Source organism: Pseudomonas sp. CCI4.2, from assembly GCF_034350045.1.
Taxonomy (GTDB): Bacteria; Pseudomonadota; Gammaproteobacteria; order Pseudomonadales; family Pseudomonadaceae; genus Aquipseudomonas.
The window spans coordinates 852,670-868,995 of sequence record NZ_CP133781.1 but is presented as its reverse complement, the minus strand read 5'-3'; the positions used below and the strand labels follow the sequence as shown (position 1 = coordinate 868,995).

At 55.9% G+C, this 16,326-nt stretch carries 10 protein-coding genes and 1 pseudogene; 2 read left to right on the top strand and 9 right to left on the bottom strand.

What is annotated here, in order from left to right:
- Positions 1–14 precede the first annotated feature (14 nt).
- The 3 genes from RHM65_RS03740 to RHM65_RS03730 are packed head-to-tail and all read right to left on the bottom strand — an operon-like array spanning position 15 to position 1,757.
- Positions 15–275, bottom strand: coding sequence for a phosphopantetheine-binding protein (locus tag RHM65_RS03740; RefSeq protein WP_322167274.1), 261 nt, complete (start codon positions 273–275; stop codon positions 15–17).
- Positions 250–1,062 carry a 1-acyl-sn-glycerol-3-phosphate acyltransferase gene (locus RHM65_RS03735; RefSeq protein ID WP_322170672.1) on the bottom strand — a complete coding sequence of 271 codons (813 nt, stop codon included), beginning with the start codon at positions 1,060–1,062 and terminating at the stop codon, positions 250–252. Before RHM65_RS03735 ends, RHM65_RS03740 begins: the two co-directional genes overlap by 26 nt.
- Complete coding sequence (locus RHM65_RS03730) at positions 1,038–1,757, bottom strand: beta-ketoacyl synthase chain length factor (RefSeq protein WP_322167276.1); 720 nt, start codon at positions 1,755–1,757, stop codon at positions 1,038–1,040. Before RHM65_RS03730 ends, RHM65_RS03735 begins: the two co-directional genes overlap by 25 nt.
- A gap of 320 nt (positions 1,758–2,077) precedes the next feature.
- Here RHM65_RS03730 and RHM65_RS03725 point away from each other — a divergent pair, with 320 nt between their 5' ends.
- The gene (locus RHM65_RS03725; RefSeq protein ID WP_322167277.1) at positions 2,078–2,857 is read left to right on the top strand and encodes a ParA family protein; all 780 of its coding nucleotides are present in this window, start codon (positions 2,078–2,080) and stop codon (positions 2,855–2,857) included.
- Positions 2,858–2,863: 6 nt separating this feature from the next.
- Here RHM65_RS03725 and RHM65_RS03720 read toward each other — a convergent pair whose 3' ends face one another.
- The 5 genes and pseudogenes from RHM65_RS03720 to RHM65_RS03700 form a co-directional block, all read right to left on the bottom strand.
- The gene (locus RHM65_RS03720) at positions 2,864–3,274 is read right to left on the bottom strand and encodes a PAAR domain-containing protein (RefSeq protein ID WP_322167278.1); all 411 of its coding nucleotides are present in this window, start codon (positions 3,272–3,274) and stop codon (positions 2,864–2,866) included.
- Positions 3,275–3,404: 130 nt separating this feature from the next.
- The gene (gene trxC, locus RHM65_RS03715; protein ID WP_322167279.1) at positions 3,405–3,839 is read right to left on the bottom strand and encodes a thioredoxin TrxC; all 435 of its coding nucleotides are present in this window, start codon (positions 3,837–3,839) and stop codon (positions 3,405–3,407) included.
- A 174-nt stretch (positions 3,840–4,013) separates the two neighbouring features.
- Positions 4,014–5,477, bottom strand: a complete 1,464-nt coding sequence (selO, locus tag RHM65_RS03710; protein ID WP_322167280.1) for a protein adenylyltransferase SelO — start codon at positions 5,475–5,477, stop codon at positions 4,014–4,016.
- Positions 5,478–5,619: 142 nt separating this feature from the next.
- Positions 5,620–8,886, bottom strand: a pseudogene (mscK, locus tag RHM65_RS03705) (mechanosensitive channel MscK); the annotation flags it as partial.
- A gap of 35 nt (positions 8,887–8,921) precedes the next feature.
- On the bottom strand, positions 8,922–10,664 hold the full coding sequence (locus RHM65_RS03700) for a potassium/proton antiporter (protein WP_322167282.1): 1,743 nt from the start codon (positions 10,662–10,664) through the stop codon (positions 8,922–8,924).
- A gap of 271 nt (positions 10,665–10,935) precedes the next feature.
- On the opposite strand from RHM65_RS03700, the gene RHM65_RS03695 reads away from it, so the two are divergent.
- Positions 10,936–14,208, top strand: coding sequence for a dermonecrotic toxin domain-containing protein (locus RHM65_RS03695; RefSeq protein WP_322167283.1), 3,273 nt, complete (start codon positions 10,936–10,938; stop codon positions 14,206–14,208).
- Between the two features lie 39 nt (positions 14,209–14,247).
- Here RHM65_RS03695 and RHM65_RS03690 read toward each other — a convergent pair whose 3' ends face one another.
- Positions 14,248–16,050, bottom strand: coding sequence for an acyl-CoA dehydrogenase (locus tag RHM65_RS03690; RefSeq protein ID WP_322167284.1), 1,803 nt, complete (start codon positions 16,048–16,050; stop codon positions 14,248–14,250).
- Positions 16,051–16,326: the final 276 nt, after the last annotated feature.

Sequence of the window (16,326 nt, the reverse complement as noted above, 5' to 3'; positions counted from 1 at the left end):
TGAGTGATCATGCCTCAGGCCGCCCGTCTGGCGCTGACGAACGCCGCTAGGCTGTCGACGCTGGTGAAATGGTTGCGGGTATCCTTGGCGTCGGCGTCGATCTTGATGCCGTAGTGTTTCTGGATAGCCAGGCCGAGTTCCAGCGCGTCTACCGAGTCCAGCCCTAAACCTTCGCCGAACAGGGTCTGGTCGTTGCCAATGTCTTGGGTGCTGATGTCTTCGAGGCCCAGAGCATCGATGATCAGTTGCTTAATTTCCAGGTGCAGATCGCTCATCTATGGCGAGCTCCTTAATGAAGTATTGATGCAGGTAGTCGTTGAGCTTGCGTGACGCCACGGGCGCCGGGCCAAGCACAGCAAAGGCTTGTGGGTCTATATCGGCACCTACTTTCAAACTGAAGTGAAAGCGCCGCTGTGGAATTCGATACCAAGGCTCGGCCTTGGTCAGGGTGCTTGGGTTGACTCGGATAACCACCGGGGTCACGAGTTTCGCACCCCGCAAGGCGATTGCGGCGCCACCGCGATGAAAGGCCGGTGGCTGTCCGGGTTGGGTGCGGGTGCCCTCCGGGAAAATGATCAAGGTCTGTCCGCTATGTAACGCAGCGGCGGCGGCATCGAGCATGTCCATGCTGCCGTCGTTGCTGATGTAGTCGGTGGATCGCACGGGCCCTCGGGTAAAGGGGTTTTGAAACAGACTCTGTTTGACTACGCAATTGGCGTCACGTACTAGGCCAATGAGAAACACCACGTCGATGAGCGACGGATGGTTGGCGATGATTATTTGTCCGGGGCGCCCCAGGCGCTCGGCACCTTGAACGTCATACGTCAGCACGCCGGTACGCGCCATAAAGCGAATGAACAGCCAGAACAGCTGACTGACCGTACGTCGTGCGCGTTGCCGATGGTTGCTTGCGGAGCCTGGCAGGCAACTCAATACCGGAAAAATCAATAATCGCAGGCACAGGCCGCCCACCCCGAAAAGGGTAAAGCTCACGGCGGTTGCCAGCAGGCGCCAATAGTAGGCGTCGCGGCTTTTGCTTAGGGTCGTCGTTGCCAGTTCCACAGCCGGTTCTTCCATGAATGTTGGCAGCAGGAGTGCCCGCTCAATAAAGTGCGCAGCAGGTTCAGGGCATGCGGCAGTTGCATGCGGGGCAGGCTTTCCTCGCAGGTGTTCAACGACAGTTGCCAGTCTGTACCCGGTGTCAGTAACAAACCGACGGCATACGGGAAGGGCACGTCGTCCACCCACGTGGCGTAGGCATTGGGCGGTTGTTCTTCGGTGACGATAAGCAATACGGCCGGTGCCCCTTCGGCGAGCAGCGCCCCCACTTCAATGACGCCGTGTTCAAGGCCATCGCCCGCCGCAGCCAGTGCGGTCATTTCGCTGGTTTCGCCACGCATGATCGACCACAGGCCGATTACTGCGTTGTGCACAGAGAGGCTGAACTGTGTGGGAGACAAAGGTTGGTCGGCAGCCAGTTCGCTAAGGATTTCGAAAGTGCGCGGGGTTTCGCCGTGGCGGGAGACGAAGACAAGGGGCAGCTGCTCGCGACCATCGGCCAGCGGCCAGCCGACGCTAAACGCCATCCGCGCCAGACGGCTCAAGCGTCTGCGCTGCATGGCTGGCAAGAACGAGACGTCAGGCGCCGTGTCGCCGATGTCGACAGTTGCCTGGCCACTGTTCCACTGCTGCCAGTCCTCGATCGTTTCCAGGCCGGGAGCCCAGGCACGCCACTGTGCGATGTTAAAGGTGATCACGATTGTCTTCCCGTCCCTTCGGACTACTTCTAGTACAGCTTCCCGAACGGGGCCAACCTTGGCGGGACGATATAGCCCAGTGGCGCACATTATCCCGGTGGGGATGATCAGTAGCAAATTCTGTTACAAATAGCTTGTTTACATCAGTCTATTCCTACGCTTACTCATGTTCTGTTCTGACATTGTGATGTAGGACATTCGATTTACGGTGTAACTCTTTACTCACTTTTGCTGTCCTTAGATCTATCGCTCGCCCTTGCGACCTGCTTTGCATAGACTCGGGCGATTCTGGACTCTTTCAGAACCAAGGAGTTTTTCCTATGCGGCGTGTGGTGTTCAATCAAAAGGGTGGCGTGGGCAAGTCCAGCATTGCCTGCAATCTCGCGGCCGTCAGCGCCTCAGAAGGGTATCGGACGCTGTTGATCGATCTTGATGCCCAAGCCAATTCAACCCAGTACCTCACGGGTTTGACCGGCGACGATATCCCGATGGGAATCGCCGACTTTTTCAAACAAACCCTGTCTTCCGGGCCGTTCGCCAAGAAAAACAAGGTCGATATCTACGAAACTCCTTTCGATAACCTGCACGTGGTCACTGCCACCGCTGAATTGGCAGACTTGCAGCCCAAGCTTGAAGCCAAACATAAGATAAACAAACTGCGCAAACTGCTGGATGAGTTAGACGAGGACTATGACCGTATCTATCTCGATACGCCGCCAGCCCTGAATTTTTACGCGGTTTCGGCGTTGATAGCCGCCGATAGAGTCCTGATTCCTTTTGACTGCGACAGCTTTTCCCGACAAGCGTTATACGGTCTGCTCAAAGAGATCGAGGAGCTGAAGGAAGATCACAATGAGGGCCTGGAAATCGAAGGCATCATCGTCAATCAGTTCCAATCCCGGGCCAGTCTGCCGCAACAAATACTCGACGAGTTAATCGCTGAAGGGTTGCCGGTACTGCCGGTCTACCTCAACAGCTCGGTAAAAATGCGCGAGTCGCATCAAGCTAATACGCCGCTGATCTACCTCGATCCTCGACACAAGCTGACCCAGCAATTTGTCGAGCTGCATAGCTTGCTGGAGAGCGCCTCGCCGCATTGAGAGTGGTCAGGTTTCGGCGGGTGGCCGTAACGGTGAAAACAGATGTTCGCCCAGCGTGCCGGCCTGAATGGCACTCAACAGCCGCTCGGCGGCAATGTGTGCAATCTCGGCCAAGTCAGGAGGGATGCTGACGGTCGCGTCCATATCCGCCGGAACGCTATCCGCGCTCGCCAACAGGCGATGGCTACCCGGCGAGCACTCGCACCGGACCGTCTGGCCCTGAGTCGCGACGGCCACATAGTGGTCGATATAGGTCGGGTTGCCCTCGGCGATAAAACCGACGCGCTCGCACCCCGGACACCACACCAAGTCACCCATCCGCGCTAGCTTGCGTGATTGCACGACGACCTTGCCCGATGCGCGAATGACGAAACCGTCCGTGGTTGTGCGATCACCTTCCCTGATGACATACGTCATGACTGCTCCCGGCTATTGCTCGATTTGAGTCCGCAAGGCTAGAGCAGAAAAGCACCGATGAGTAGGCGCAAAAGCGGTTTCGGAAATGCCCTACGGGAAAGTCAGTGCACATAACCTGTCCGCCCATGACCTAAATGCCCTGGGTTTTTAACCAAGCCAGCAGTTGGGACAGGGGGAAGGCGCCACTTTGACGTGCGACTTCTCGGCTATTTTTAAACAGGATCAAGGTAGGGATTGAGCGAATGTTCAACTGGCCGGACAGTTGCTGATTGGCTTCACTGTCGAGTTTCGCCAATCGGCATCGGCCCGAGAGTTGAATCGCCGCTTGCTCGAAGGTCGGTGCGAACGACTTGCATGGCCCACACCACTGCGCCCAGACATCAATCAACAACGGCAAATCACCTTTGATCTGACTGGCGTAATTGGCTTGGGTCAGCGCGAAGGGTTTGCTGAGCAACACCGGCTCCTTGCAACGCCCACATTTGGGCTGATCGCCAACGCGGTCGGAAGGAATGCGGTTGAGCCCGTTGCAGTGTGGGCAAGGGATCGTTAGAGGGTGGGGCATGGCGGGTTCCATAGTTGGCTGATGAGGATGTCTGGCCACGCGACTAACGCCGCAGTTCAGTCTTCTGTAAGAGCGAACTTGTTCGCGAGGCGGCTTAGCTGAAATACCGCGTCACCGGGTCAAGCGCTTCGCCAACAAGTTGGCTCTACAGAACGAACTGCGCCGCAGATGGGGTCACGACGAACAACTGATCTCCAAATGCTTGCCCCACTCCGGCGGCCGCTCAGCGTAGCTTTCCATTCCTGGCTGAGCCTCGAAGGGTTTGGTCAGGACACTGTGCAAACGACGGACTTCTTCGTAGTCACCGTTCTCGGCAGCGTCAATGGCCTTTTGTGCCAGATAATTGCGCAGGATGTAGAGCGGATTGACGGCGTGCATCCGGGTTTGGCGTTCAAGTTCGCTGCCGTTGTCTTCGCGGGCGATGCGCGCTTGATAGTCGCCGGCCCAAGCGTCGAAGCCTTGAATGTCGATGAAATCGTCGCGCAATCGACTGCACGCGACTGGAGCAGATTCATCGCCCAACCGACGGAAGAACAAGGTGTAATCGACGCCACCGGTTTGCATCAGTTTGAGCAGGCGTTCGATCAAGGTGGCGTCTGCGTCTTCAGCGCTGGTCAGCCCCAAGCGGCGGCGCATGAGGTCCAGATAATGAGCCTGGTACAGCGGCAGGAACAAACCGAGGGCTTCACGCAATGCTTCGACGCTGATGAACGGCGTCAGGGCTTGGGCGAGGGCGCTGAGGTTCCATTGACCAATGGGCACTTGGTTGCTGAAGGAGTAACGGCCGTCATGGTCGGAGTGGTTACAGATGAAGTTTTGATCGAAGTCGTCGAGAAACGCGAACGGGCCAAAGTCGAAGGTGATGCCCAGGATCGACATGTTGTCGGTGTTCATCACCCCATGGCAAAAACCGTAGGCTTGCCATTTCGCGATCAATTCGGCGTTGCGCTCGACGATCTGGCGAAACATCGCCAAATAAGGTTCGGCGTGCTCCAGGCATTCGGGGTAGTGCATCGCAAGTACATGCTCGCCCAGCGCCTTGAGTTCATCCGGCTGCTTGGTATAGAAAAAGTATTCAAAACTGCCGAAGCGGATGTGGCTGGGCGCCAAGCGCAGCACCATGGCCGCGCGTTCCTGCTTTTCACGCCACACCGGGGTGCTTGAACCGATGACAGACAGCGCTCGGCTAGTGGGAATGCCCAGTGCATGCAGGGCTTCGGACGCCAGAAATTCGCGAATCGACGAGCGCAATACCGCTCGACCGTCACCCATTCTTGAATACGGCGTTTGCCCTGCGCCTTTGAGGTGCAGGTCCCAATGTTCGCCGGCTTCGTTGTAGACCTCGCCCAGCAGCAGGCCACGGCCATCACCCAAGCGTGGATTGTACGAGCCAAATTGATGACCGGAATACACCATCGCCCGAGGGTCGGCAGTGGCCCAGAGTTTGTGGCCGCTGAAGATTTCGGCGAAGACCGGCAATTCGGCTTGGGCCGGATCGAGGTCAAGCAACGCCATGGCCGCCGCGCTTGACACGACTAACCGTGGGTCAGCAATGGGTTCAGGCAGCACCGACGTTGAGAACGCGTCCCCCAGTCGGGCGAAGCGGTTGTCGAAGGTCAGTTCGTCGAGGGCTTTCAAGGGCCATCTCCCAGCAGAATGTCCGACCATTCTGCTGGGATTAAAGCCATCAGTCGAGCTTAGCCTCTGGTGGCTCGGGTACGTCGCTGATCGCAGAGGGGGCTGGAAGCGAGGGTTTGCCTGCGTCGCCCGGTTCGTCGGTGGGCACCAACCTGTATTCCTGCCCATGCAGATTTTTGAGGTGAATCTCCATCTGCCGGAACGAAATGTTGATGTTGTTGGCTTTGAACTCTTTGTTGATGAAGCGATTTATCTCATCGACCGCCGGGTTGCGGTCACCCAGATCACGAACGTGTATGCGCAACTCGTGGTCTAGCGTGCTTTCGCCAAAGTTCAGGAAGAACACATGAGGCGCCGGGTCTTTCAGTACCCGTGGGTTGTCGTTGGCCGCCTGCAACAGCAGGGTGCGGACCAATTCCAGGTCCGAGCTGTAGTCGACGCCTACTTTGAGCGTTACACGGGTGATGGTATCGGTCAGTGACCAGTTGATCAGTTGCCCAGTAATAAACGTCTTGTTCGGGACAATAATGTCTTTGCGGTCAAAGTCGGTGATGGTCGTGGCGCGGATGCGGATCTTGCTGACCGTGCCCGACAGGCTCCCGATGGTGATGGTGTCGCCGATGCGTACCGGACGCTCGAACAGAATCATGATGCCGGAGATGAAGTTGGCGAAGATTTCCTGCATGCCGAAGCCCAAGCCGACCGACAGAGCAGCCACCAGCCACTGCAACTTGTCCCAACTGACGCCTAGCGCCGACAACGTGGAAACAAAGCCGACGCCTGCAATGGTGTACGAAAGCAACGTGGTGGTCGCGTAGGAGCTACCTTGTGCAAGGTTCAGCCGCGACAGCACCAGCACTTCCAGCAGCCCGGGCAAGTTGCCAGCCAACACTGCCGTGGTGCCGATGATGATCAGCGCACCCATCAGGTCGCCGAGGCTGAGGGGCACCATGCTCATGGTGGCGCCAGTGCCACTGGTGTATTCGTAGAGCGTGATGTTATCCAGGTAAGAAAACACGCTAATCAGGTCCGACCAGACCCAATACAGCGCGCCGATAAAGCCGGCAAGCAGCGCCAGCCGAATCAGACGCAATGATTGGTCGTTGACCTTTTCGATGTCCAGCGCAGGTTCTTCCACCGCGTCGCCATCGCCGTTTTCCTTGGCGGCCTGACGTCTGCTTTGGGCTCGTTGGTAAGCCAGTCGCCGTGCGGCAACGCTTAGCCCGCGAACGAAGGCGGCTTCGATTACCAGCCACAACATCATCAAATACAGGGTGTCGATCAATCGATCACTCAGTTTCAGCGCGGTGTAGTAGTAGCCGAAGCAGACCGCGAGGAAGAGCGCGATCGGTAATGCGGTGAACAGCAAGCCAATGGCTTTGCGAAAAAAAGAGGCGCTGTGTTGCGTCGGACTGCGGATTAGCAAGCGACTCAGTAGCCATGTCATCAAGGCATAGCAGGTCAATACCACCGCGATGCCCAGCACGTCATCGGCCAGCGCAGCCGGTTGGTGTTCGGCCACGGCCACCACGGCCACCAAGGCCAGCACCACCAGACCCAAGCGACGAATCCAGCCCTGAAGAAATTCAACCTGCGGCTTTTCCCAGCGGAAGTGCAGTTGGGCAACCCCGCCCGGCGCCAGAACGCGATAGGCGGTGTAAAACATTAGCCACGCCAAGGCAATTTGCAGCAAGGCCGAACCGAGGTTGACGTTTTGGCCTCGGGCGTCAATCTGCAGCGCGTACCCACACAGTGCCAACCCGAGTGCAACCGGTACGGCTAGCAAGATATTGATCAGAATCGCCAGCGGCGTATGCCATTGGCTGTCACGCTTGAAGTGGCCGATGTCCGAATGCAGTCGGTTGAGCTTGTCGTACAGCGCTTTACGTTTCCATACCAAAGCACCAATCAGCACCAGCAGTGGCAAGAACAACAGGGGCCGTTGAGTCAGGCCGTCGGTTAGCTCACTGACGCTGGAGGCCCAAGGCAGGGTGGTGATTTGTTTGGTGAGGCGCGGTGGAATGCCTTCTATCCAGTCTAGATCCAGGGGCTTGTTGCTCGGGATCCAGAACATCTGCTCATCAAGGGTGGAGCGTAGGCCGACGGCAGTGCCGACCAATTGCTTTTGATTGAGCTGCAACGTGATGGATTCATTGAGCAGCGAACTCAGTTCGTGATTCAAGCGTTCAAGCAAATCGGTGCGAGTTACTGCGAGATCGAGCAACGTTTTGCGCAGCGCCGGGGTCACGTCTTCGGGCGGTTGGGTGGCGAGGAGTTTGTCGACATAGGCGCCAGGGCTGCTCATCACTTCCCGTTGTTGGTTGACCTCAAATTGATACAAGCGAATGTCAGCAATTTCATCCGCCAGTCCTTTGTCGAGGGTCAGCAACGGCAGGGCCTGTTTCTGTTTATAGAGAATTTTGGACAGCAACAAACTGCCGCGAAGGACGTTGATTTGCTCGTCGAGCGCCTGATCGCTTTGGGTCAGGCTGTCCAGTTGCTGCTTGGTCTTGAGGTTTTGTTGGGTCAGTTCGTTCAGTCGGTCGGTGCCGCGCAACAGATAATCGGAGAGCTTGAGATTGGCCGCGCTCTCTGTGGCCAGCAGGCTGCTGCTGCCGGCTTTCTGGGCTTCCAGGGACAACTGCGTCACAGTCTGTTGCGATTGGGCGCGACGCTTGTCGTTGATCAGCGTTTGCAGGTCCTGGATGTCCTGTTCCTGCCGGCTGACTTTTTCGGTGAGCAAGTCACGCTGGCTATTGCCCAAGTCTTGTAACTGACTGTTGCCTGCCAATTCCTGGCGCCGCAGCAGGGTCAACACATTCAGCGAAGCCAGCTCGGCGTTAAGTTGGTCGCGTTGATCGGCACTGATGCTTTTACCGCTGTCTTTACCGCTTTTCAGCAGGTTATTGATCTGCTGACTGCGCGTCTGATTGGCGCTGATTTCTGCTTGCGCCCGCTCAGGCCGAGTCTGAGCGGTAATAGTCAGGCTGTTGGCATCATTGAGTGTTTTTTGCAGATCCGCTAGCTGAGTGCTGCGCTCAGTGAGCAGTTGCTCCAACTGCGCCACGTCGAGGTTGGCGAAGCGCTGGGCAATGGGAACGACCTTGCTGGCTTTCAATCGCGTCAGTTCGCGTTGATTGTCGGTGGTCTGGCGCGGTGCCTGGCTCAGTTGCTGCTTGAGGTCGACCAGTCGCTTGTCGCTGTCTTCTTTGCTCGAAATAAAAGAAAGGGTCTGCTCCAAGACCTGCTGCAAGGCCTTTTGATCAGCGTCCGGCAGTTTGCGGTCAGCAATTTTAGCCAAGCTTTGCTGCACAGCGGCGCTGGTAGGTGGGTCGGCGGCCTGAACGGCGGAAATGGAGAGGCAAAGTCCAAGGAGGGCGGCAGTAAAAAAAGGTCGCAAGGTCAACATAAATACCGGTCGAACTGATTGAAGAAAAAGGAAGTTTAGAGGAACAACCCAGGACCTGGGCGGCTACCTTCGGGGAATTTGACGCCGACTTTGAGGATCTTGTTCCCGTCCATCACCGCGACGGTCCACAGGGTGCCATTCCACTCGATCTGGTCGCCCACGACGGGCTCGCCACGATTCTTCTGAATGATGAATTGGCTGAGCGGCATATTTGCATCCAGACCGTCGAGTTTCAAACCGTACAAGGCCGCGACAGCACCGAGCTGAGCGTCTCCCTGCAGAACGAAATCGCCAAAAAATCGCAAATCAAGACCACGTTGCGGGGCCTGGCTGAACAGTTTTCCTAGGGCTGACAAGTTGTGTTCATGGCCGATCACGCAGAGTAAATCGTCCACTTCCAGCTTCGTACTACCCGACGGATGGAGCAGTTCCTGGCCACGAAACAGGGCTGCGATTCGAGTGCCCTCGGGCATTTTCAGTTCCCGGAGCGCCGCACCGATGCACCATTTTTCAGCGCCCAGGCGATAAACGAACAGTTCCCACTCACTGGTGACATGCACCTCCAGCGCGGAGCGGGATATCGGCGCGGGCTCGGGAGGGACGGTAACTTTCAGCAGTTTGGCAATCCACGGCAGGCTCGTGCCTTGCACCAGTAGCGACACCAAAACGATAAAGAACGCCAGGTTGAAATACAGCTGCGCATGGGGAAGACCAGCCATGAGCGGGAACACCGCAAGAATGATCGGCACCGCGCCACGCAGCCCGACCCAGGCAATAAAGGCTTTTTCTCGGGTGTGGAACGCCTTGAAAGGCAACAGTCCAACCAGAACCGACAGCGGCCGTGCCACGAGAATCATCCACAGTGCCAAGCCCAGCGCGGGCAACGCGATAGGCAACAAATCATGGGGCGTAACCAGTAGACCCAGCACCAAAAACATGCCGATTTGCGCCAGCCAGGCCATGCCGTCGAGCATGTGCAGAATCCCGTGGCGGCTACGAATGGGTTGGTTACCCAACACGAGCCCGCACAGGTAGACCGCGAGGAAGCCGCTGCCGTGAATGGCGTTGGTCAACGCAAACACCACCAGCCCGCCCGCCACCACCAAAATTGAATACAAGCCGGTCGCCAGGTTAATGCGGTTGACCAGTTGCAGCATGATCCATCCGCCGCCCAAGCCAATAATTGCGCCGATGCCGAACTCTTGAATCAAATGGCCCAGTAGGCTCCAGTGCAAACCGGTCTCGCCGCTGTGCAGCATATCGATCAGGGTCACGGTCAAAAACACCGCCATGGGGTCGTTGCTGCCGGACTCGATTTCCAGGCTGGCGGTGACGCGCTCATTGAGGCCTTTGCCACCCAGCAGTGAGAACACCGCAGCGGCATCGGTGGAACCGACAATGGCGCCAATCAACAAACCTTGAATCAAATTCAGGTTGAACAACCAGGCAGCGACCATGCCGGTCAGCGCCGTGGTGATCAATACGCCAACCGTGGCCAATGACAGTGCAGGCCATAACGCCACCCGAAAACTGGCGACTCGGGTGCGCAACCCGCCGTCGAGCAGGATCACTGCCAGTGCGAGGTTGCCGACCAAATAAGCGGTGGGGTAGTTATCGAAAACGATGCCGGCACCATCAACTCCGGCCGTCATACCGACCGCGAGGATGATTACCAAAATAGGGATGCCGAGGCGCGAGGACAGGGAGCTGACCAGAATACTTGCACTCACCAGCAACGCGCCGATCAAGAACAGGCTGTTGATGGTGTTTGCATCCAAAGGGCGTACTCCAGAATCAAAATCGAAAAGCGAGGCGCTGACTGACCATGCAGTCCGCGTGCCAAGCGATTCTAACCTGTTGAATTGGATGGCTGTCAAAGCTTTGTCTGTTTGTTACGAATTGAAGGCGCCGATTAGGCCCAGCCATTCGGTTGCTTAACCCCGGTAGGTTGCTTACCGCTTTTAAACCTTATGGGGTAATTAATTAAGCTTTTTGCTGTCGTTGATTGATTATTTTCTGCGCTCTTATCATTGACAGGACGTCAGCATCATGGAAATCACGGAAGAACAACGATTGGCCTTCAATAAAAGGGCCGCCGAACTTAGAGCAAAATATCCCGGTTTGGATTTGAGCACGGGTTATGGGTGGGACCCTGGTTCGGCCGCAGACGTGGGCGCCGAGAAACTTTTCGAGGAGTTCCCGGTGACGCAGGAGCCCCTCCAGAAAATCTCCCTTGAGCAGGCACGGGGTATGCCTGATCTCCTCGCTGAAACATTTTTCAAAACCTTGCAAATCAACTATGAATCGCCAGAGGAATACGCGACGGAAACGGTGCGTACCTACGCGCAAAAGAAGTGGGGCATTGATTTGGACCCTAGTGAAATGGTCATCGCCACGCTTTATATCGAAACGGCAGGTAGACACGCCCCGTTCAACGCCAGCGTTGCGTTCTCCATGACGCTCACCCAGGCGATGCTGCGAAACTGGCAGCAAAACGGTAATGGCGATTTTTTTGACCACCTCAGCAGACTTGAGGGTTACCGGTCAGGGGGCTTTGAAGTCAATGTCGTACACAGTCCGCTACCGCTTTGGAACTGCGCCGCCTATGAGGCTGTTTACCGCAAAACCACTCCGCAGCGGTACGACGCCACCACGCACTTGCACATGCGAGCTGACGAATTCAAACAATACGTGTGGGACTGCAATCTCCAGGCGCATTATCAAGCGCGACTTGGCGAGTTTTGGAAGGAACACGGGTCTTATTACCACTTGCTTATCAAAGGTTCGTTTCTAAAGGCCGTCTATAGGCAGGCGGCGGCGAGGTCGTTGACGGCTGAAGACAAGGGGTTTTTGTTGAGCGCGTTGGGGTTGGATGCCAGCCAGCCATGGGAAACCCTAACGTGGGAGCGTTTCGTCAATGCCCCGCTTTTAAGAACCGTCACCTTCCGTGAACTCATTGTTTACCGTTATACCGCCACCGACATCTTGGCTATCAGAAACGAGTTAACGGGCCGGGTCATTCTCTACATTCCGGGTAATTCATCTCCTTTTCATGGTTTTGATTCTGAACCCTTAGCCGCAGAGTGGTTGGGGCAGCAATGCCGGGACCCTCGAAAAAGGAAAGCGTTAGAAAGCCATTTCAGAATGGAAGACGAAGGTGACGGCCCCTTTTTAAGTGGGTTGCATGCGGCGCTGGCAGGCTTGGCGGTTTATCCGAAATTTCTGAATCAGGCAACGGGCTACTGGCCCCCTCGCTCCACCATCAAGTTTGGTGCTGCCATTGAATGGCCCTTTACGCATTTTCAACAAGCGCTCAAAGAGCGTTTGGACTCTGACGCCGCACAGACGATACATACCCAGAGCGATTATTGGAAAGCTGCGGCGGCCGAGGGCGTAACGGACGCGATTCTGGTTTTGGGCGCGGTGGTAATGGTCGCTCCTGAAGTAAGCCCATTACTCGCTGCGCTGTCGCTTGCATTAGTAGGTTTGGGTGTAGATGAGACGGTTGAGGGCAAAGATAAGGCGGAAAAAGAGCAAGGGCTTGCACACATCCAGTTTGGGGTGTTGAACGCTTTGCCAATCATTGCCGAGGTCGTTGCTGGCGCAATCGATGCTGGCCGAGTTGTGCGCGAAGATGCTGCATCCTCTACTTGGGAAACTGATACGGGTGTGGAAACTCAGGCGGATGCAACCCCTGAAAGCCTGGCTGCAGAAGAACAACAAGCCCGACTCGCGGAGCAGGCACGGCATAAAAGCATTGACGATACTGAGCGTGGCTTCGGTATTGAGCCTGAGGGTTTGCGCTCGTTGCGTGCGGCCATGCGGGCTAAGTTAAGGACGCTTGAGTACACGTCACCGCTGAAGAACGGTGCATGGACATTGGCTAGCGGCGCTAACGAGACCTATCAAGTATTCGACAACCTGACTAACACCTATGAGTCCTTCATTCGGTTGCACTCAAAGGTCTATCGGGTTGAGTGGGTGGAGGCGGCAAGCCAGTTTCGTATTTTTGCGCCATATGAGGCCGGCCCCCCTGGTCCGTTTGTAAAAGAGCTGAGTCTTGGGCGCTGGGACCTGGATTTGAAACCCGGCTTGCGCGGTGGTGAAAGTTTTGATGGCTCCGCATCAGCCCCTATTGATACGGGTGCTGTTCCGGTAGCGCCATACCCGCCTATCGTCCTCCAACCGGACATTCCCAAGATTCAAATTGAAATCCCCATGGATGGGGTTGAAATGGCAGACGACAGTTATTTCATCCATCGGGACGGTAAAAGAACGCGCGTGTACTACGACGCCAATCCTGAGTTGCCGGGCTGGACAAACAGTCGCGGTGACTATGTATGGAGAGACAGGGCTGGTGAGTGGCATAGTGCAGGCGCCGCCGATTACAAAAAAATCGAAAGCAGGATTGCTCAAAGTAAGGACTATCGGATTTACACCTTTCCAAGGTTGCCGGAGCTTCCTGCTAATGCCACGGCCATTCCACGCGAAGTCCACTACATCTGGATGGGGAATCGGATACCCGGAGAGCAGCTGTTAACTAACCTGTCGAAAAATGCAGCGAAAAGCCCTGATCTGGCCTTTACCCTGCATATCGATATTGATAATGAACTGGCCTTTCATGACCTGTCATCGCGGTTCATCAATCACCCCAATGTTCATCTTTCACGGCTAAAAGATGAGGCTTGTTATTCAGATTTTCTGAAAAGTGAAAGTGCACCGATGTTTGATTATTTCCGCTATGGGGATTATCAAAATCTCGCGGCGGCCTCCGATGTTCTTCGCTATCGGTTGATTTATGAATATGGCGGGATTTACATGGATTGTGACGACATCATCATGAGTTCTTTCGAGGGGGTCAGTCTCGACGCGGGGCCTTGCGATGTGTTGATGGGGAACGAAGTCAGCGCACCGTCGTTTAATTATGTCGGCCCGAACACGAGTCATTTCGCCAGCCTTCCTCGAAACCCGGTATTAAAGGAACTGTTGCGGGAGATGCAAAGGCGCTATGTAAGCGAAGATCCTGTGTTTTTCACAACACCGCGTCCTCATTTAGACACCTCAACCCAAGCGCTGAGTGCTGCGTCCAAAGCGGCGATGGCTCCCTACATGATCAAGATCTTTGAATTGACGGGCCCAAGCGTATTTTCTGATGTCATGAGAAAACTGCGTCCTGACTATTTCGATCTGTTGGCGCGAAGCCTTGAACCCGAGGTGATTATTTCTGCCGCTTATACCGAACAAATGGAGGCTGCGCGGGACTTCTACTTCCCCTTCAAGCGAAAAACTCGAATTCTGCCAGGGAGCGCAAACGAATGGTGAATGGTCATTCTATTTGAGCCCCATGTTCAGACTCGCGGGCTAGAACCAGTCGGCCCGCATCGACAAGCAGGTGTCGTCCCGAGCTTCCAGGATCGCTAGTTCATGATGGCAACCCGGTACTTCCCATGTCAGGAAGTACCGGGCGGCCTGCAGCTTGCCTTTATAAAAGCTCTCGTCGGCTTCGTTACCCTTTGCTAACCCTTCCTCTGCACGAATTGCTTGTTCCAGCCAGCGCCAGCCGATGACGGTGTGGCCGAAGACTTTCAGGTACAGCGCTGAATTCGCCAAACTGCTATTTATTTTTCCTTGGGCCAGATCGGTCAGTAAGCCAAGGGTGACGATTTGCAGGCGAGCGATCAGTTGCTCCAGCGGCTGACGGAGCGGGGTCAAACCTTCGTAAGCCTGTGATCGAGCCGCCGTGTCGGTGATCAACCGAATAAGTTGCTTGAGCCCGGCACCGCCGTTTTGTGCGAGCTTGCGCCCCAGCAAGTCCAAAGATTGAATGCCGTGGGTGCCTTCATGAATCGGGTTCAGACGGTTGTCGCGGTAGTACTGTTCCACCGGATATTCACGGGTGTAGCCGTGGCCGCCAAGTATCTGTATCGCCAGTTCGTTGGCCTTGAGGCAAAACTCCGAAGGCCATGACTTGACGATAGGTGTCAGTAAATCCAGCAACTCATGAGCCTGTTTTCGAACCTCTTCGGTTTCGCCGGTGTTCGTGTCGTCGAACAAGCGCGCGGCGTACAGGCCTAGATCAAAGGCGCCTTCGACGTAAGCTTTTTGCGTCAACAGCATGCGTTTGACGTCGGCGTGCTGGATGATCGAAACCGGCGCAGTGTCCGGATTTTTGCTGTCTGGCAGGCGACCCTGCGGTCGTTCGCGGGCGTAGTCCAGTGAATACAAATAACCGGCGTAGCCGAGCATCACAGCGCCCATGCCGACGCCGATTCGGGCCTCGTTCATCATCTGAAACATGTAGCTCAGGCCTTGATGCGGTTTCCCCACCAAGTAACCGATGCACTCACCGTTGTCGCCAAAATTCAGAGCCGTTGACGTTGTACCGCGCCAGCCCATCTTGTGAAATAACCCGGCCAGCAACACGTCATTACGCTTGCCCAGGCTGCCGTCATCGTTGACCAGGAATTTGGGCACGATGAACAAAGAAATACCCTTCACCCCGGACGGCGCATCTGGCAGTTTTGCCAACACCATGTGCACGATGTTTTCAGACAGCGGATGGTCGCCACCCGAGATGAAAATCTTGTTGCCGCGCAGTCGATAAGTGCCGTCAGCGGCAGGTTCTGCTTTGGTGCGAATATCCGACAGTGACGAGCCCGCGTGAGGTTCTGTCAGCGCCATGGTGCCGAAAAAACGGCCGTCGATCATCGGCTGCAGAAAGCGCTGCTTCTGCTCATCGTTGCCGAAGCTTTCAATTAGATTCGCCGCGCCCATGGTCAAAAACGGGTATGACGTCGACGCCGCGTTAGCCGACTGGAAGTGTGCGAAACAGGCTTGTGACAACAACGTCGGCAGCTGCATCCCGCCCGCTTCAAAACTGCGCGCGGCGTTCAGAAAACCCGCCTCAAGAAACGCATCCACCGCCGGTTTTACTTCTGGAATCAACACCGCTTCGCCATTTTCATAACGCGGCTCGTTCTCGTCACCCTTACGGTTATGCGGCGCGAAAAACTTTTCGGCGATGGTCCGTGCAGTTCCGATGGCAGCGTCAAAGGTTTCGCGATTGTGCTCGGCAAAACGCTCGCGCTGGGTCAAGGCTTCGGCGTCCAACACTTCATACAGCTCGAAGGCCAGGTTGCGTGAACTCAGAAGCATCTCGGACATGGCGGCCTACCTTTTTTTGGAATGGCCGAAGTCTAGGCCCAGACGCGAGAGGCTGAATAGCAAGATTGATGTGGGTGATGGAGGGGTAAAACGTGACAGAGCACTGCCTCAGCCATCTGAGCCAACTTGTTGGCGAAGGTCCTTCGGACTGATCGCAGCCTTCGGCAGCTCCTACAGTTTGTGCAGCGCCAGAAACCCGTGGGACCGAATTCATTCGGGAAGGCTTCCGTCCTGACACGCTGCAACCTCAATCCACACAAAGTGCCACTCAGTTTG